The following is a 17,974-nucleotide window of genomic DNA, read 5'->3' on the forward strand; positions in this document are numbered from 1 at the left end:
CGGCGGCGAAGGCCGTGACGGCCCGGCGGCTCGGCGGGTAGCGAACCGGTGAGCCGGCGGCCCGTACCCTGCCGCGAAACCAGCCCGACAGCCTGCGGCGAAAGCGGCTCGGCAACCGCCCCCGAGGCCTGCCCCGGGGCCGCAGCCCGCTTAGACTGCCAGCATGGGCGAGGCGGCAGCGGCACCGGGCACCGCGGCGGAGCTCACGCTCCTGCCAGCCGGTTCGCACGACCCCCTCACGGCCCTGTCCCTGGCGCGCGTGCTCCTCGACGAGGTGCGCGCCGGGCGCCGCGGGCCCACGCTGCGGATCTACCGGCCTCGGCCCACGGCGGTCTTCGGCGCCCGCGATCGCTTCCTGCCCGGTTTTCCCGCCGCGGTCGAGGCCGCCCGCGCGCACGGCTTCACCCCCGCCCTGCGCACGCTGGGCGGTCGCGTGGCCGTCTACCACGAGGAGAGCCTCGTCATCGACCACATCGAGCCGGCCGCCCAGTTCCTGGGCGGGACCCAGGCGCGCTTCGCGGACTTCGGCCGGCTCTACGCGGATGCGCTGCGGGCCATCGGCATCGATGCGCGCGTGGGCGAAGTTCCCGGCGAATACTGCCCCGGCGAGTACAGCGTCAACGTCGCCGGGCGGATCAAGGCGATCGGCACCGCCCAGCGCGTGACGAAGTCGGGCTGGCTGTTCTCCTCGTCCGTCATCGTGGGCGACCCCGACCCCATCCGCGCGGCGCTCACCGACATCGAGGCCGCGCTCGGCGTCGACTGGGATCCCGCGACCGGCGGGTCGATCAGCGAGGCGTGTCCCGGTATCGAGACAGCCGCCGTCCAGGACGCGTTCCTCGACGCGTACGAGGCCCGCTACAGGCTGCTGCCCGGCGACGTCACCGCCGCCGAGGTCGCCGCGTGCGCGCCGTACAGCGAGGCCCAGCGGCTCTAGGCGCACACCCCCAACCGAGCCTGCGCGCCGAGCCGCGTGGGCACGCCCCCAGCAGGGCGCACACCCCCAACCGGGCGGGCACGCGCGGCCCGGCGGCTGTCCGCGCTGGGCCGCCCGCCCTCACGGGGTCTTCGGACCAGCCTTCTTCGCAGCCGTCGTCTTTCCAGCCGTCGTCGTCTTTCCAGCCGTCGTCTTCTTCGCTGCCGTCGTCTTCTTGGCGGCAGTGGTCTTGGCGGCAGTGGTCTTCGCGGCCGTCGTCTTCTTCGCGGGAGCCTTCTTGGCCGGGGCCTTCTTCGCCGCCGGCTTCTTCTTCGCCGGGCCCTTCGCGCGCTTCTCCGCGAGCAGCTCGAACCCGCGGGCGGGCGTGAGGGTCTCGACGTCGTCGTCCTTGCGCAGGGTGGCGTTCGTCTCGCCGTCCGTGACGTAGGGCCCGAACCTGCCGTCCTTGACGACGACCGGCTTCTTCGACTGCGGGTCCTCCCCCAGCTCCTTGAGCGGCGGGGTGGCCGCGCGCCGCCCGCGCTGCTTGGGCTGGGCGTAGATCTTCTCCGCCTCTTCGAGCGTGATCGTGAAGATCTGGTCCTCGGTCTCCAGCGAGCGCGAGTCCGTGCCCTTCTTCAGATACGGGCCGTAGCGGCCGTTCTGCGCGGTGATGACGGTGCCGTCCTCCGAGGTGCCCACCTCGCGGGGGAGGTTGAGCAGCTTGAGGGCGTCCTCGAGCGTGACCGTGGCGAGGTCCATCGACTTCAGCAGCGAACCGGTGCGCGGCTTGGGCTTGGCCTTGCCGCGGGTGGGCTTTGCCTCGTCCTCGGGCAGCACCTCGGTGACGTAGGGGCCGAACCGGCCCGTCTTCGCGACGATCGTGTGGCCGGACTCCGGGTCCGTCCCGAGTTCGCGGTCGCCGTCGCCCTGGCTCTCGATGAGCTCGCGGGCCTTGTCCGCGGTCAGCTCGTCCGGGGCAAGGTCCTCTGGCACGGACACGCGCTTGGGGTCCTCCCCCTCGGCGCCTGCGACCTCGAGGTAGGGCCCGAAGCGGCCCACGCGCAGGTCGATGCCGTCGGCGATCCGGATCGTGTTGACCTCGCGGGCGTCGATCTCGCCCAGGTCGTCCACGGTGGGCTTGAGGCCGGTGCCGCCCTCACCGCCGAAGTAGAAGCCGTTGAGCCAGTCGGTGCGGCCCAGGGAGCCGCCTGCGATCTGGTCGAGGTCGCCCTCGAGCCCCGCGGTGAACTGGTAGTCCACGAGCGAGCCGAAGTGCTCCTCGAGCAGCCTGACCACGGAGAACGCCAGCCAGCTGGGCACGAGTGCCGAGCCGCGGTTGGTCACGTAGCCGCGGTCCTGGATGGTCGAGATGATCGCCGCGTACGTCGACGGGCGGCCGATGCCCAGCTCCTCGAGCCGCTTGACGAGGCTGGCCTCGGTGAAGCGCGGCGGCGGGGAGGTGACGTGGCCGTCGGCCTCCGCGGAGGCGACGGTGAGGGGCTGGCCCTCCTTGACGTCGGGCAGGCGCGACTCGTCGGAGCCGCTGTCGTAACGCTCGGCGTCGCGGCCCTCCTCGTAGGCGGCCAGGAATCCGCGGAACGTGATGACGGTGCCCGAGGCGGTGAAGCCCGCGTCCTTGCCCTCGCCCAGGTCCGCAGTGATGCGCATGGTCGCGGTGCTGCCCTTGGCATCGGCCATCTGGGAGGCGACGGTGCGCTTCCAGATGAGGTCGTAGAGCTTGTACTCGTCCCCGCGCAGCTGGGAGGACACCTGGGCCGGCGTGCGGAACGAATCGCCCGATGGCCGGATCGCCTCGTGGGCCTCCTGCGCGGACTTCTGCTTCGAGGAGTACATGCGCGGCGAGCTCGGCACGTACTCGGGCCCGTAGAGCTCGGAGATCTGCGCGCGCGCCGCCCCGATCGCCTGCGACGACAGCGCCGGCGAGTCGGTGCGCATGTAGGTGATGTAGCCATTCTCGTAGAGCGACTGCGCCACCCGCATCGCCTGGCGCGAGCTCATGCGCAGCTTGCGCCCGGCCTCCTGCTGGAGCGTCGAGGTGGTGAAGGGGGCCGCGGGCCGGCGCGAGTACGGCTTCGTCTCGAGGCCCGTGACCTCGAGCGAGTCCTTCGCCGAGGTGTTGAGCTGGTTGGCCAGGCTCGTCGCCGTGGCCTCGTCGAGGACGACGACGTCGGAGCCCTTCTTCAGCTGGCCGCGGTCGTCGAAGTCGCGGCCGGAGGCCACGCGCGTGCCGTGGTAGCTTGCGAGGCGGGCGGCGAAGCTGCCCGCTCCCCCGGGCACGGCGAGCGCGAGGTCGAGGTCCCAGTAGTCGGCGGAGACGAACGCCATGCGCTCGCGCTCGCGCTCGACGACGAGGCGGGTGGCCACGGACTGCACGCGCCCGGCGGACAGGCCGGCGCGCACCTTGCGCCACAGCACGGGCGAGACCTCGTAACCGTAGAGCCGGTCGAGGATGCGGCGGGTCTCCTGGGCGTCGACCAGGTCGATGTCGAGCTCGCGGGTGTTTTCCAGGGCGCGGGCGATCGCCTCCGGGGTGATCTCGTGGAAGACCATCCGCTTGACGGGGATCTTGGGCTTGAGCACCTGCTGGAGGTGCCACGCGATGGCCTCGCCCTCGCGGTCCTCATCGGTGGCGAGGTAGAGCTCGTCGGCGTCCTTGAGCAGCTTGCGCAGCTCCGCGACCTTCTTCTTCTTGCCGGGGTCGATCCGGTAGTAGGGCTCGAAACCGTTGTCCACGTCGACGGCGAACTTGCCGAACGGGCCCTTCTTCATGTCCGCGGGCAGCTCGGAGGGGGTGGGCAGGTCGCGGATGTGGCCCACCGAGGCCTCGACGTCGTAGTCATCGCCCAGGTAGCCGACGATCGTGCGCGCCTTCGTGGGCGACTCCACGATGACGAGGCGGCGGGGGGTGCCAGCAGACGATGCCACTGCGTTCCTTTCGACGATTGCGTGCCCATCCGGGGATGTGCGGGCACCGGGCGCGCGGCGCGGGGCTGGCCGCGGCGCGCTGCCGGTCACGAGCGCTCATCCCGGTGCGGGCTCCTTGAGAATCTAGCACCCGGTCCGGACGCGGCTCGTGGGCACATGCTCTCACAGGACCGCGGCGCGGCCGGTCAGGCCTGGGGATAGGCGAAGCCGGCCGGCACGAGCTCCCGGACCTGGGCGATGAGCTGGGCGCGCAGCGCGGCGGGGTCCGCACCGAGCAGCTCGGCGAGTGCTTGGGCGGTCGCGTCCAAGGTCAGCGTCCCATCGGCCACGCCGAGGAAGCCCGCGAGCGCGGCATCGGCGGCAAACGACTGGGCGAGGCCCGCGCCCTGCTCGAGCGCGAGGTGGGCCGGTGCTTCCTCGCCGGGCACGAACCGGCGGACCTCCACGACGTCACCGGCGCGCACGAACGAGGCGGCGGCCACCTCGGCGTCGGATGCGCCGGCCAGCCACTCGAGCAGCGCGAGCCGGGTATCGAGGTGCGCGGCGAGACCGGCGGGGTTGTCGCCGGTGCCGCCGGCCACCGTATGGTTGCGGGCCGGCGGCGCTGCGTCAACGCGGTGCAGGCGCATCCAGCCGAACGCGATTGCGGTGACGCCGCGCGCGGCGAAGTCATCGAGCCAGGCGGCGGTGTCCGCCTCCCAGCGCGCCGAGGCGCGGGCCACGCCCCCGTCGCGGATCCAGGTCTCCGCGTAGCGGGCCGGGTCCACCCGCTCGCGCTCGATGACCATGGCCGAGGTGTGCGGATCCGCCGCCCACGCCTCCGGGGTGCTCCGAACTCCACCGAGCTCCGAGCTTCCGACTTCCCAGTTGAGGAGGAAGCAGGCGTGCCCGTCGGGCCCCAGCACCTCGGGCGCGCCGGCGACGAGGGCGCGGACGAGCGCGTCACCGGACATCCCGCCGTCGCGGTAGGAAAGGGCGGCCGTGGCGCCCTGCGGGGTGATGACGAAGGGCGGGTTGGACACGAGCAGGTCGACGGCCTCCTCGATGGGGTCGAAGAGGGAGCCCAGGCGGGTCTCGATGTTGGCCGCGCCGTTGAGCTCGGCGTTGAGGCCGGTGAGGGCGAGCGCGCGCTCGGAGACGTCCGTGGCGATGACGTGGCCGCAGTGGCGGGCCAGCAGCAGGGCCTGGATGCCACACCCGCACCCGAGGTCTGCGGCGACGCCCGTCCGGGCGCGCGGCGTGATCACCGCGAGGGTCCGACCCGCCCCGCCCAGGCCCAGCACGAAGTCCCCGGCGACGGGGTCCGGGCTGTTGAGGGTGCCGTGGTCGGAGAGGAGGAAGACGGTGCCGTCACCCGGCCGGAAGCCGCGCGGCACGCCCACCGGGATGTCGAAGGGGCGCAGCTCGAGGGTCGAGGCGAGCAGGCGCCCCTCTCCGGCGGTCCGCACGCCGGGGGCCGCCGAGGTGTGGGCAGGGTCCGTGTCCTTCTGCTCACCGAGGTGGGCCGGGGCGCCCGTGTGCGGGGCACCGGTGGTTGGGGCGTCAGCGCTCGGGTCGTCCGTGTTCGGAAAGCCCGTGTTCGGGGCATCCGTGTGCGGGTTGACGGTTGGCTCCGCACCCGGGCCGGGAGCGGTGCGCAGCAGCCCACCGGCCTCGAGCGCGGCGGTCAGCTCGGCACCCAGGGCGGCGGTGAGCTCGGCCTGCGCCACGGGTTCGGCGAGGACGAAGAGGCGGGCGAGGACTGCCAGCGCGTCCGCGGGCTGTGCGGCACCGGCGCTGGGCTCGTCGGCTGGGGACTGCGCGGCACGGGCAGCGGGCTCGGCGGCCGGGAGCCGCGCGGCACCGGCGGTGGGCTGAGCCGCCGCAGATGCACCGGCATCGGCGGACCGAGCCGCCGGGGGTGCGCAGCGGCGCAGCGCCCAGCGGGCCGGGGCGGCGTCGTTGCGGGCCAGGGCCGCATCGGCGGCCTCGCCCCACAGCTCGCGCAGGCCGGACTCGGAGAAACCGGCGTCCACGAGCGCCTCGCGCAGGGCGGTCAGGTGCTCGGGGGCCAGGCGGGGCAGGCCGGCGGGGATGTTCTGTGCGCTCACGGCACTCAGCCTACGGGTGACCGCCCACAGGCGCGGCGAGCCGGCGAGCCGGCCAGCCGGCTGTCTGCTCACAGCGCACTCGCGAGGCCGCCGCGCACCGGGCCCGGGTGGGACAATGGAGTCCATGTCCGATTCCGCGCTGTTCGACCTGCTCTCCGGCTACGGCCAGCGCGCCGATCGCATCACCCACGTCGAGGACATCCCCGGCCGGCCCGGGGAGCACGCACCGTGGCCCGCCTGGCTGAGCCCGGACGTCGTCGAGGCCCTGCGCGCCACCGGGGTCGACGCCCCGTGGGTGCATCAGGCGGCCGCCGCCGATGCCGCGCACACCGGCGAGGACGTCATCCTGTCCACCGGCACCGCCTCGGGGAAGTCGCTGGGCTTCCTGCTGCCCATCCTCCACGCGATCGCGACCACCCGCGAGGAGGTCCCGAGCAGGCAGGCCACCGCACTGTACCTCTCGCCCACGAAGGCGCTGGCCCATGACCAGTTCGGCAAGGTCCGCGCCCTGCCCCTGCGCGGACTGCGGCCGGGCAGCTACGACGGCGACACCTCGAAGGCGGACAAGGACTGGGCGCGCCAGCACGCGAACCTCGTCTTCACGAATCCGGACATGCTCCACCGCGGCATCCTGCCCGGCCATCCGCGGTTCTCCCGCTGGCTGAAGTCCCTGCGCTACATCGTCGTCGACGAGGCGCACCGCTACCGGGGCGTGTTCGGCTCGCACGTGGCGCTCATCGTGCGCCGACTGCTGCGCGTGGCCGAGCACTACGGGGCGCAGCCGGTCGTCATCGGGGCCTCGGCGACTATGGCCGACCCCGCCGCGGCGTTCGCGCGCTTCACCGGGCGGCCCGCGACCGCGATCACCCAGGACACCTCGCCGCGCGCCCCGGGCCGGTTCCTCCTGTGGGAGCCCCCGCCGCTGCCCGGTTCGGAGCCGGGCGCGCTCGACGCGGCAGATGCCCCGGGTGACACGAGCGGACCGGTCGACGGGCGGCCCGGTGCGGGCGGTGCGGGCGCCGGCGCCGAGGCGGCGCGCGCCCTGCTCGCCGACGCGCAGGCCGATCCGTGGGCCGACAGCGCGCTGACCGCCCTGGGCGTCGCGCCCGATCCCTTCGGCGACTCCGCGCTGGTGGCCCCCGCCCCCGCAGGCGTTGACGCGACGAGTGGTGCGACGGGTGGCGAGACAGAGGGCGGCGCTGCAGGGGTCGGCGCTGCAGGGGGTGGTGCCGCAGGGCGTGAGGGCGGAGACGCCCCCGGCCAACAGGGAGAGGCGGGAGCCGTTGCCGATGCCAATGGGTTGGCCCCGGCGCGCCGCTCCACGATCAGCGAGGCCGCGGACATCCTGGCCGACACCACCTGCGCGGGCTACCGCTCGATCGCGTTCATCGCCTCCCGCCGTGGCGCCGAGGCGCTCGCCGATGCCGTGCGCGACAACGTCGCGGAGGTCGAACCGGAGCTGAGGAAGTCGATCGCCGCCTACCGGGGCGGCTACCTGCCGGAGGAGCGGCGCCTGCTCGAGACCGGCCTGCGCAGCGGGAAACTGCGCACGGTCGCCTCGACGAACGCGCTGGAGCTCGGCATCGACATCGCCGGGCTCGACTCGGTTGTCATGCTGGGCTGGCCGGGCACGCTGGCCTCGCTGTGGCAGCAGGCCGGCCGTGCCGGGCGCGCGGGCCGGCCGTGGATCGCGGTGCTCATCGCCCGCGACGATCCGCTGGACACCTTCGTGGTCCACCATCCCGAGTCCGTCTTCGGGGCGCCCGTGGACGCCGGGGTCATCGATCCCTCCAATCCGTACGTGCTGGGCGGCCACCTGTGCGCCGCCGCCGCCGAGGCGCCCCTCACCGAGGCCGATCTCGCCCGGTTCGGACCCACCGCCGCCTCCGTCGTCGAGTCGCTCACGGCCGCGAGGATGCTGCGCCGCCGCCCCCACGGCTGGTACTGGGCGAAGGGCGAATCGGCCGCCGCGCTCACGGACATCCGCGGCGACGGCGAGGCGCAGGTGCGCATCGTCGAGCAGGCCACGGGCACGCTGCTCGGCACCATCGACGATGCCGGGGCGCACATGCAGATCCATCCGGGGGCGGTGTACCTGCACCAGGGGATCTCCTACGTCGTCAGCGAGCTCGACCTCGAGGCCCGGCTCGCGATGGTCGAGCGCAAGGCCGTCGACTACACGACCCAGGCGCGGGCGGTCAAGGAGATCCGCATCGAGTCCACGGACACCTCGCGCGGCCTGCCCTCCGGTGGGCGGGTGCACACCGGCACGGTCGAGGTGACGGACCAGGTCGTGGCGTACGCGATGCGCCAGAAGGGCAGCGGGGTGCGCCTGGGCGAGTACCCGCTGGAGCTGCCCGCGCGCACGCTGCGCACCCAGGCGGTGTGGTGGACCGCGCCCGCGGACGTCCTCGAGGCCGCGGGTGTGGGGCGGGCCGATGTGCCCGGTGCCGTGCATGCCGCCGAGCACGCCTCGATCGGCCTGCTGCCCCTGTTCGCCGGCTGCGACCGCTGGGACATCGGCGGCGTGTCCACCGCGGTGCACGCCGACACCGGCGTCGCCACGGTCTTCGTCTACGACGGCCAGGCCGGCGGGGCGGGCTTCGCCGAGCGCGGCTATGCCGTCTTCGACGAGTGGCAGCGCGCCACCCTCGAGGCCATTGCCTCCTGTGGTTGCGCGGCGGGTTGCCCCGCGTGCGTGCAGTCGCCCAAGTGCGGCAACGGCAACGAGCCGCTGGAGAAGGACGCGGCCCAGCGCCTGCTGCGCGCGCTGCTGGCCTGAGCCGCGGGCGCAGGCGCCGCAGCGGGCCGCGTGGCTCACGGCGCCGGTTCCGGCCCGCCGGCCACGGCCGTGGCGCGTAGAGCGGGCAGCGGGGCCGGTGGCTTCGCCTCCACCACGACCTTGACGGTGCCCAGATCAGCGCGCGCGATGCACTCGCGCAGGGCGAGCCCACGGCGCTTGACCAGGTCTGCGGCGACCTCGCAGGGCTCACCGGGTGCGGTGGCGCGCACGGCGTCGGCGGCGGCGAGCGCGGCGAGGTCGGCCGTGCCATCGGCGCGGGCATGGACGAAGAAGGCGCGCCCGGCCACGCCCACCCCCAGCACCAACACGAGGGCCCCGACCATGAGCCCGACCCCCACCACGGTGGTCGAACCCCGCTCACCGCCACCCCGCCTCTGGCGGCACCGCAGCGGGCCGCCGGTGCTCATCCCGCCCCCTCGGTGCGCGCCTCGGCCCGGGCGCTGACCGTGCGCATGACGAAGCGGAGGGAAGCGGGCAAGCCGATCTCGACGCTGACGGCCGTGTACTCGCCGGCCGTCGAGATCTCGACCCGCGCCGCCGAGCCCGCGCGCTTGTGCGCCGCCTGCTCGACATCGCGGGCGGGTTCGCCCCGGGCCGCCTCACGCGCCCCCGCTCGGGCCGCATCATAGGCCCGCAGCTGCGTCAGCCCGATCGCTCCCGCCCCCACGACCACCAGGATGAGGACAACGAGTGCCGGCATCATCATGGCGAACTCCGCCGTGGCGGCGCCCCGCTCACAGCGCAGGCGCGTGCGGCCCCGGGCGCCGGGTTCGGCGGCAGGGAGCGCACACACCCGGCTGCGCCGCCACCGTGAGCGGCGGGCCGCGGGAGCGGGGGCCCTGCTCATCGCCGCGCACCGGTGCCCAGGGGGAGGGCGGCACCGGTGGGCGGGGCGCCGTCGTGGGCCGCCATCACTGCCCCATGCCGAGCGCCGTGGAGATCACCTTGGTGATGAGCTGGCGCACCGCGTCGGATTTGAGGATGACGACGAGCAGCGCGGCGAACCCGCAGGCCGCCAGCGTCGTGATCGCGTACTCCGCGGTTGTGGCACCGCGATCGCAGTGCCACCGCACGAGCTGCCCGCGCCTGGTCCGGCCGCTGCGAGCGCACACGAGTGCGCCCTGCCCGCAGTCTCCGTCCCCTGTGCCGGCTGCCGTGACCTGTGTACCGGGTGCACCAGGTGTGCCCGCGGTTTCTGCGGTGTTCGTATCCATTGCCTTCTCCTTCGTCGCTGCTACCGCCGCCCCGGCGTCATTGCCGGAAGCGGAGGTCCGGAGACCGTCTCCGGGGGTGGTGCTGCGGTGCATTCCCGGGCCCGGGTGCGCCGGTGCCCTACCGGGTCACCGTGGGCCGGCCCCAGGCCGACCGTGGACTGACCGCGTTCCGGTTCTGTCCGGTCCCGTCCGTCGGGTCCGGTCCCGGTCCGGTCCCGGTCCCGGTCCGGTCCTGGTCCCGCCCGTCCGGTTCCGTCCGATCCGGTTCTGGTCCCGTCCGTCCGGTCCGGTCCCGGCCCATCCGTCCGGTCCCGTCCGTTCGGTCCGGTCCGGTTCCGAGTCGGTTGAGTTTCCGATCCGGCCGCACCCGCCGCCGCGGGAATGCCCCGAGCCTGCCGCGGCCGGAGGCACAGCGGGCGGTGCCGGCGGATCCTGTGGACCCTGTGGCCCCAATCCACAGACCCCGGTGCGCCGGTGACCGGCAGCGGTGACCTTCGCGCGGTGGCCCGCCCAGCGCGGGTGCGGTGACCGGGTGCTCATCGGAACAGGCCCGCCATGTCGGACACGAGGGTGAGCAGCACGGGCACCACGCCCAGGAGGATGAAGGCGGGCAGGATGCACACGCCCAGCGGGATGACGAGTTGCACGCCCAGCCGGGCCGCGGCGAGCTGGCGGCGCCGGTGCTCGGTGCGCCGCAGATCGGAGGCCAATCCGCGCAGCAGCGGCGCCAGCGAGACGCCTGTGGCCCGCGAGAAGCCGATGAGCGCGGCAACGGACTCGAGCGCCTCGGCGGTGGCCGAGGGGCCGTCCCGGCCGCGTTCGGCGCTGTCGGCGGGGTCCTCGCCGCCCAGCTCAAGCGCTCGGCCCAGCCTGCCCAGCCCGCCGCGATCGCCGCCCGCCTGCGCCGCGAGCTCGAGGGCACGCTCCGTGGGCAGTCCCGCCTGCAGGCAGATCGCGGCGAGGTCCAGGTCGAAGGCGAGCAGGTCGATGTCGCTTGCGCGCGCTCCGCGCGCCCGGTGCCCCCGCCGCGCGGGGCCCGGGGCCGCAGCGCCGGCGGACGACGGCCGTGAGCGCCCCAGCCGTGCGCCAGGCGAAGCGGGCTCGCCCGCTCTGCCCAGCAGGGTGCGCAGGCGGCCCGAGGGCTCGGCGACAAGCAGCCACACGGCAAGCCCGGTGAGCCCTCCCGCGATGATCGACACCAGCATGGCAGTCTCCTCCCACTCCCTGCGGCACGCAGCGGTGCTACTGCGCCCGGCGGAGCATGATGCGCATCCACGCCCTGCCCGCCAGCAGCAGCGCGGTGCCTCCCAACAGGGAGACGAGCCCCGGTGCGCTGCCGAGCAGGCGCACGGGGTTGGCCCCGATGAGCATGGCCAGCCCCAGCGAGAGCAGCGGCAGCCACGTGAGCACGCGCACGGTGGACGCGGGACCGGCGAGCGCAACGGCGCGCTCGCGCGCGGAATCGGCGCGCTCGCGGCAGGTCCCGGCATAACGGGCGAGCATGTCCGCGGCCGGCGCTCCGGCCGTCTCCGCGACGTGCCAGACGGCGGCCATGCCGTCGAGCACCTCGGCGGCCTCCGCATCCACGCCACCGAGGTGGCGCCGGATCGCGGTGTGGGGCGAATCTCCCAGCTCCAGGGAGCGCCCGCTGCGCGCCAGCGCCTCCGTGAGCCGCGCGTCGCCGGGCAGGGCCGCCAGGTGCTGCATGACGCCGGCCGGTGGGATCCCGGCCCGCAGGAGTTCGACGGAGCGGTCCACGGCTGCCACCGCCTCGAGGCCCGTGTCTGCGGCTCGGCGACGGATGCGCCTGCGATCCGGGGCCCGGTCCGCGCTCAGGGCGCGCAGGCGCCGCGCTGCCGGGGACCATGTGAGCGCCCACCAGCCCACACCCGCGAACAAGCCCGCCAGCAGGGCGAGGGCGCTCACGGCGTCCCCGCCCGAGTGCTCAGCAGCGCATCCAGCCGCGCGCGGTTCTCCGCACTGAAGCCGGCCTCCGCGCTCCACACCTGGGCGACACTGGGCCCGCTCGCAGAGACCGCGGGCAGGCAGACCTGGCACACCTCGCGGGTACCGGAGTGCCTGCGCACGTGGATGACCACGTCGATGGCCGTGGCCAGCTGCGAGTGGACGGCCGCCGGGGACATGCCGGCAAGAGCGCCGAGGGCCTCGAGGCGGGCGGGGACGGATTCCGCGGTGTTGGCGTGGACGGTGGCGCAGCCGCCCTCGTGTCCGGTGTTGAGGGCCGTGAGCATGTCGCGCACCTCGGCTCCGCGGCACTCGCCCACTACCAGCCGGTCGGGCCGCATGCGCAGCGCGTTGCGGACGAGGTCGGCCATGGACACCTCACCGGCGCCCTCGATGTTGGTCTGGCGTGCGGCCAGCTGGACGACGTGGGGGTGGTCGACGCGCAGCTCACGGGAGTCCTCGACGATGAGCAGGCGCTGGGCGTCGTCGACCTCTGCCAGCAGCGCCCCCAGGAGGACGGTCTTGCCCGAGCCGGTGCCCCCGGAGATGAGGAAGTTCGCCCGGGCCCGGAGGACCCGCAGCAGCAGGTCCGCGACCGCCGGCGTGATGAAGCCCCCGGTGACAAGCTCCTCCATGCGGAAGCCGCGGGTGCGCGGCACGCGGAAGGACATGACCGTGTGCTCCCCGGACAGGGGCGGCAGCACCGCGTTGAGGCGCACCCCGTCAGGCAGGCGCACGTCGACGAGCGGCTGGGAATCGTCCAGCCGCCGCCCGCCCAGGGCCGCCAGGCGCACCGCGAGCGCGCGCACATCTGCCTCGGTGCCCAACGAGATGTCCACCGGCTCGATCCCCCGCCCCCGGTCGGTCCAGATCTCCCTGGGTCCGTTGACGAAGAGATCGGTGGCGCCCGGGGCGTCGAGCAGCGGCTGGAGGGGCCCGGCCCCGGCGAGCTGGGCGGAGATCCGCTTGACGAGCTCGAGGAGCGCGGCCGATCCCAGCACGCGACCGCTGCGCTGAAGGGCCGCCGCGACCGCGGAGGTCGTCACGGGGCCGGGGTTCTCCAGCAGGTGGCCGCGCACCTCGGCCACGAGGGCGGCGTCCAGCCACGGCCCACCGGCGGTGCCCGCGCCCGGTGCCCCCGCCGCCTGCGTCTCCGGGGACTGGCGCCCGACACTCTGCGGGCCGAGCCCCCTCTCCCCGAAGCGCCGCGTTCCCAGCCCCGCGGTGCTCACGGCCCCACCCGCTCGAGCAGCTCCTCGGCGAATCGGCCCACGTGCGTGCGCCCGCTCGGAATGCCCTCGCCGCGATCGACCTGCTCGGCGAGCGCCGCGTCGTCGCGCAGCATGCCCACCAGTTCGATGCCGATGGTCTGGGCGAGCAGTTCGGGGTCGAGGGCGGAGCGGCCGGTTTCGCGCACCACGAGGCCCAGCGACGAGTTCACGGCCTCGAGGCTGCGAGCCACGCGGGCGGCGGCCACGGCGGCGCGCACGCGCGCGGGGGTCACGAGGGCGACATGGTGGCAGGCCCTGGCGCGGGCGGCCGAGGCGTGCCGCGGCACGTCGACGACGACGAATTCGAAGGCCTGCTGGGCTGCGGCGAGGACGGCATCGAAGACCTCCTCGTCCAATTCCTCGCGCCCCTCGCGGTCCCACGAGAGGATCGCGAGGTCACCGGCCCGCGGCAGGGCGTTGAGCAGCGTCGAGGGGCGCAGCCGCCCCCGGGAGGCGGCGAGCGCGGGCCAGCGCAGGCCCTGCGCGGATTCGCAGCCGAGCACCAGGTCGAGCCCGCCCCCCAGGGGATCGGCGTCGAGGAGCACCGTGGAGATCCCCTGAGCCGCGGCGTGGCGGGCCAGGGCGCACGCCAGGACGGAGGCGCCGGCGCCCCCGGAGCCTGCGACGACGCCGCACGTGCTGGCCGGAGTGCCCGGGGGCTCGACGGCCTGGATCATCCGCTGGGTCAGCCATTCCGCGCCGGCGGGCAGCACCGCCACCGTGTCGACGCCCAGCCGGGCGGCGTGCGCCCAGACCGCACCGGCATCATCGGCGGCGGCGATGAGGACGGTGGGCACGCCCACCGTCGTGGGTGCCTGTGCCACGTCCTCCCCCACGAGGACCAGCACGGCGTCCTGCCAGCCCCCGGCGCCCGGTTCGCGCACGTCGAGCGGCACGCCGATCCCCTCGGCCAGTGCCGCACAGTGCTCGGCGAGGCTGGCCAGCTGGGTGAGGACGACGATGCGCGACATGCGCCCACCCCACCACCGCCGGGGCGGCTCGCGACCGCCGCGCGGACTGCCTGTGGACGAAGCGCGGCAGGGCACGGGTGGTGTGACCTTCGCGGGCGTGCGCCTGTGACCCAGCGGCACCGACGCCGGCACCGGTGCGCGGCAGAACACGGCAGCGGCCCGGCACCCCGGTGCTGACCGGGGTGCCGGGCCGCTGCTCCGCGGGGCCGTGCGGGCTCAGCCTCGCTGGATGCCCTCGATGTTGAACAGGACTGCCTCCTGGCCGCCCGCGTCGCGCACCGTAAACGCGTTGCCGTGGTCGGCCAGGGCCAGGAACCACTCGCCGGTGGTGACCGTGAAGACCGGCTGTCCGGTCTGAGGGTCAACGGCCTGGCGGGACTCCGGCACGGCGAACCAGAACGCCTGCGAGGCGTCCAGGCGCGGAGCCTGCGGCTCCTCCGCGGGCCCGTTCTGGGCCTGCGGCGCGGACCGATCCTGCGCCCCCGGCCGTGAGTCCTGCTCTTCCGGCCGCGAACCCTGCTCCGCCGCCTGTGAATCCTGCGAGCCAAACGCCGGGAAGAGCTGCGTGGGCTCGTGCGGATCGGCCGTCTCCCGGTCCGCGGCGGCGTGGCGCCCGCGCATCGGGTTCTCCCCGGTCGCCTGTGCACCACCGGCGGCGGACTGCTGCCCCGGCTGCTGCGCACCCCCACCGTCCTGCGCCGGGCTCGGCGCGGAGTCGGACTGGCCCGCCCAGCCGGCGGCCCCACCGTCCGCCTGCTGCGAGGCGGAGCCGAACGCACCGCCCGCCGCCGGGAACGACTGCGTGGGCTCGTTCTGGGCGAAGCGGGGGGACTGCGCGCTGTGCCGGCCCAGGTACGTCTGCTCCTCGCTGGAGACCTGCTGCTCGTCCACCTCATCCTCGCGGAAGCCGAAGACGGAATCGCTGAGCGCCTGGGTGTCGTCCTGCCCGTCGTCCTGCGGACGCTCACCGGTCGGTCGGTCCGAGTCCTCGGCCGCAGCCGGCGCCGCCTGAGTCGCTTCGGGATCGTCTGACCCGTCCTGGATTGCCGGGGCGATCTGAGTCGCATCGGGGTCCTCGGCCGGGCCTGCGAACGCCGAGCCCACTGCGGCACCCGCGACACCGGCGCCGGCGGCGGCCCCGCCCACTGCCCACTCGGTGCGGGGCAGGGGCTCGCCAGCGGCATCGGCCTGCGCGGAGGCCGGATCGCCGAGGCCGTGACCGGCGCTGCCCTCGCCCGCGCGCTCGGGCTGGGCGAAGGGCTCGGGCGCGTCGTGCTGGGAGTCGGTGCGGGAGCCGTCGTCCTGGGCATCGGGGCCCAACTGACCGGAGCCCGAGGCGAACGGCGAGTCGCCCCGCGCCTCGTGGCGCTCGCCGGACTCCGAGCGGCCGGCTTCCCGGTGGGTGCCGTCCTGCCACGATGCGGCGCCGTTCGCATCATCACCGGAAGCGGCCGCGCCGTAGGCGTGGGAACCGGTGGATCCGGGCCCGGTGTTCTGCTGCTCGGGCTGGAAGCCAGGAGCCTCACCGGTCTGGAAACCGCGGGCCTCACCGGACCGATGGTCGGGGCCCTGGGGCGCACCGTGGCCCAGGTGCTGGTCCCGGTGGTGCTCAGCGCCCTGCGAGGCGGCGGGCGCGGACTGGGCGAACCCAGCATCGTGCGAGCGGTCCGCGCCGTAACCCGGCTCGGCTCCCGCCGTGGGCGAGGCGGTCTGAGCCGCGGGGGAAGCGGCGTGGGCCTCGGACTGACCGAAACCGGGCTGGGCCGCTCCGAATGCCGGTCCGCCCTGCTGCGGGCCCGACGGTCCGGAACCCGCATGGCCAACGGCCCCGCGGGACCCCTGGCCGGCCGCGGTGCCGGTCCTGGCGACCGGGGCCGCCTTCGGGTGGGCGGGCACGGATGCGCGGTCTGCGAACTCGGCGCCGAGGAACGGGATCATGGTGAAGACGCCGGCGAAGGCCGCGAGCAGCGCGCCCACGAGCGCGAAATAGCCGCCCACGTGGAACTGCGGCGCCGTGGTCGCGAAGATTACGACGTTCGCGACCGCTGCGACGACGGCCAGCGCGGAGATGAGCTGATCGGGTCCGAACGAGCCGATGCGCTGCGGGAAGCTCGCCACCGTCTTGTTGAGCACGGTGAGGACCGCCGCGGCGAGCACGGGCAGCATGCCGAGCACGAGCCACAGCATGTAGAGCGCCCCGTAGTGCCAGACCCACAGGCTCACGGAGGCGGTGGCCTCGGGATCGCCCAGCGTGAGTGTCGGCACCGAGATGCGCTGCACGGGCGTCGCCATCGCGACGATGGCGAAGACGCCCGCCAGAATGAGCAGCAGGTCGCGCACGGTCAGCGGGCCGAGGATACCCCGCCTGCCCTTGCCCGGGGCGGGGTGGCCGAGCGCCTGGGACCGCGCCTGCGGCCCCGCGTGCGGCCCGGGTCCGTCGAAGCCGGGGCCCGCGGACCCGGCGCCGGGCTGGGCGGCCGGGACCCCGGTGGGCGCCGAGCCGGAGGACGAGGGCGCCGAGCCATAGCCGGCAGGAGCCGAACCATAGCCGGCAGGAGCCGAGCCGTAGGCGGCGGGCGCCGAGCCGACCGCGCTCGGCGCGGAACCGGAGTGACCCGACCCGGCGCCGAACTGCGCCGCGGAGCCGAACTGCCCGGGTGCGGAACCCATGGGCGCGGCATCGGCGCGGGGCGCCTCGGGCCCTCCTGCGCCGCCGTCACGATGGGGTGCGGGCCCGCCGTGTTCCCACGCCTGCTGAGAGGACTGCGCGCCACCGACCTGAGCCGCCGAATCGAACTGCCCTGCCTGTCCGACCTGCTCGGCCTGGCCGAATCCGCCGAACTGAGCGTCCGGACCGTGTTGATCGTGCTGGCCCGGCTGCTGGAACTGCTCACTCGGGCTGTTCTGACCCGCGAGCCGGCCGGACGAACCCGGCTGGTCGCCAATGCCCCGGTCTGTGCCTCCACCAAAGCTCTGGGCCGGCGCGAACCCGTCACCCTGTGCGAAGCCGCCGGGCTGGGCGCCCTGCGCGAAACCACCGGCCTGCGGACCCTGTGCGAAGCCGCCGGGCTGGGGACCCTGCGCGAAGCCGCCCGGCCGGGGCGCCTCATCCTGGTGGCCGAAGTCGTGCTGGCCGAAATCGGCCCGGTGCTCGCCTCGGGCGTCCTGGGCCCCGTCTGCGCTCGGCTGTCCGTGGCGGCCGTAGGAGGGCTGTCCGGCAGTCGCGCCGCCCTCGAAGCCCGACTGCCCGCCGAAGCCGTCCTGAGCTGCCGCCGCACCCCACGGGGAGGACTCACCGCGCGGGGCATCCCGGCCATCGGGCCCCTGACCATAGGGCTGCTGTCCGGCGGGCCCCTGACCATAGGCCTGTTGCCCACGCGCTTCGTGCCCGTAGGCCTGCTGGCCCTGCGCTTCACCGTGGGCCGGCTGGCCGGACGCCGGCTGCCCGTAGGCCTGCTGGCCCTGCGATCCCTGGCCGTAGGGTTCCGCGGCGAACGGCTCCTGGCCGGCACCGCCGTGCGGGCCGAACGGCCCGCCCTGCTCGGCCTGCGGACCCGAGTGCCCGCCCTGAGGATGTGGATTGCGTCCGGGATCCGGCGTGCTCATCGGCTCAGTCTCCTTCGCTTCGCCGAGCGCCTGGGAAGGCCCCGGCAGTGGTCGGGTGCATGGCCCGGAGCGCGCGGCTGCGGGCGACGTTCCCCGCCATCATCTCATCTCCTGAGCCGGGCGCGCTTACAGAGTGGAAAGTTTCGGTATAGGGTCGCTGACAGCGGGGCTGGCGACCCTGAGTGCGCC

Annotated in this window: 12 protein-coding genes; 2 read left to right on the top strand and 10 right to left on the bottom strand. The window is 74.6% G+C overall.

Annotation, left to right across the window (positions count from 1 at the left end):
* Positions 1-163: 163 nt before the first annotated feature.
* Positions 164-937, top strand: a complete 774-nt coding sequence (locus tag BRM1_RS07580; protein ID WP_160953624.1) for a lipoate--protein ligase family protein — start codon at positions 164-166, stop codon at positions 935-937.
* Positions 938-1,057: 120 nt separating this feature from the next.
* Here BRM1_RS07580 and topA read toward each other — a convergent pair whose 3' ends face one another.
* Positions 1,058-3,865 (bottom strand): type I DNA topoisomerase, encoded by a 2,808-nt coding sequence (gene topA, locus BRM1_RS07585; protein WP_268524946.1) that lies wholly within the window; start codon positions 3,863-3,865, stop codon positions 1,058-1,060.
* Between the two features lie 185 nt (positions 3,866-4,050).
* A complete protein-coding gene (locus tag BRM1_RS07590; RefSeq protein ID WP_268524948.1) occupies positions 4,051-5,955 on the bottom strand; it encodes a class I SAM-dependent methyltransferase in 1,905 nt (634 codons plus the stop codon).
* Between the two features lie 124 nt (positions 5,956-6,079).
* On the opposite strand from BRM1_RS07590, the gene BRM1_RS07595 reads away from it, so the two are divergent.
* Positions 6,080-8,737: a DEAD/DEAH box helicase gene (locus BRM1_RS07595; RefSeq protein ID WP_268524949.1), complete on the top strand. Its 2,658-nt coding sequence runs from the start codon at positions 6,080-6,082 to the stop codon at positions 8,735-8,737.
* Positions 8,738-8,772: 35 nt separating this feature from the next.
* Here BRM1_RS07595 and BRM1_RS07600 read toward each other — a convergent pair whose 3' ends face one another.
* The 8 genes from BRM1_RS07600 to BRM1_RS07635 form a co-directional block, all read right to left on the bottom strand.
* Positions 8,773-9,096, bottom strand: a complete 324-nt coding sequence (locus BRM1_RS07600) for an Rv3654c family TadE-like protein (RefSeq protein WP_268524951.1) — start codon at positions 9,094-9,096, stop codon at positions 8,773-8,775.
* A gap of 65 nt (positions 9,097-9,161) precedes the next feature.
* The gene (locus BRM1_RS07605) at positions 9,162-9,464 is read right to left on the bottom strand and encodes a TadE family type IV pilus minor pilin (protein WP_235936283.1); all 303 of its coding nucleotides are present in this window, start codon (positions 9,462-9,464) and stop codon (positions 9,162-9,164) included.
* A gap of 205 nt (positions 9,465-9,669) precedes the next feature.
* The gene (locus BRM1_RS07610) at positions 9,670-9,870 is read right to left on the bottom strand and encodes a DUF4244 domain-containing protein (protein ID WP_268524953.1); all 201 of its coding nucleotides are present in this window, start codon (positions 9,868-9,870) and stop codon (positions 9,670-9,672) included.
* 638 nt (positions 9,871-10,508) lie between these two features.
* On the bottom strand, positions 10,509-11,177 hold the full coding sequence (locus BRM1_RS07615) for a type II secretion system F family protein (RefSeq protein WP_268524955.1): 669 nt from the start codon (positions 11,175-11,177) through the stop codon (positions 10,509-10,511).
* Positions 11,178-11,214: 37 nt separating this feature from the next.
* Positions 11,215-11,898, bottom strand: a complete 684-nt coding sequence (locus BRM1_RS07620; protein ID WP_160952677.1) for a type II secretion system F family protein — start codon at positions 11,896-11,898, stop codon at positions 11,215-11,217.
* The gene (locus tag BRM1_RS07625) at positions 11,895-13,169 is read right to left on the bottom strand and encodes a TadA family conjugal transfer-associated ATPase (protein WP_407925004.1); all 1,275 of its coding nucleotides are present in this window, start codon (positions 13,167-13,169) and stop codon (positions 11,895-11,897) included. The genes BRM1_RS07620 and BRM1_RS07625 overlap by 4 nt, the downstream gene beginning before the upstream one ends.
* Positions 13,166-14,179 (bottom strand): septum site-determining protein Ssd, encoded by a 1,014-nt coding sequence (ssd, locus tag BRM1_RS07630; protein ID WP_202410805.1) that lies wholly within the window; start codon positions 14,177-14,179, stop codon positions 13,166-13,168. The genes BRM1_RS07625 and ssd overlap by 4 nt, the downstream gene beginning before the upstream one ends.
* A 216-nt stretch (positions 14,180-14,395) precedes the next feature.
* The gene (locus BRM1_RS07635) at positions 14,396-17,785 is read right to left on the bottom strand and encodes a hypothetical protein (protein WP_268524961.1); all 3,390 of its coding nucleotides are present in this window, start codon (positions 17,783-17,785) and stop codon (positions 14,396-14,398) included.
* Between the last annotated feature and the right edge of the window lie 189 nt (positions 17,786-17,974).

It is taken from the genome of Brevibacterium sp. BRM-1 (assembly GCF_026802075.1).
In the GTDB taxonomy this organism is placed as follows: domain Bacteria; phylum Actinomycetota; class Actinomycetes; order Actinomycetales; family Brevibacteriaceae; genus Brevibacterium; species Brevibacterium rongguiense.

Coding starts and splice junctions, on each gene's coding strand:
- BRM1_RS07580 (WP_160953624.1), top strand. CDS start 164: ATGGGCGAGGCGGCAGCGGCACCGGGCACCGCGGCGGAGCTCACGCTC.
- BRM1_RS07595 (WP_268524949.1), top strand. CDS start 6,080: ATGTCCGATTCCGCGCTGTTCGACCTGCTCTCCGGCTACGGCCAGCGC.
- BRM1_RS07605 (WP_235936283.1), bottom strand. CDS start 9,464: ATGATGATGCCGGCACTCGTTGTCCTCATCCTGGTGGTCGTGGGGGCG.
- BRM1_RS07615 (WP_268524955.1), bottom strand. CDS start 11,177: ATGCTGGTGTCGATCATCGCGGGAGGGCTCACCGGGCTTGCCGTGTGG.
- ssd (WP_202410805.1), bottom strand. CDS start 14,179: ATGTCGCGCATCGTCGTCCTCACCCAGCTGGCCAGCCTCGCCGAGCAC.
- BRM1_RS07635 (WP_268524961.1), bottom strand. CDS start 17,785: ATGAGCACGCCGGATCCCGGACGCAATCCACATCCTCAGGGCGGGCAC.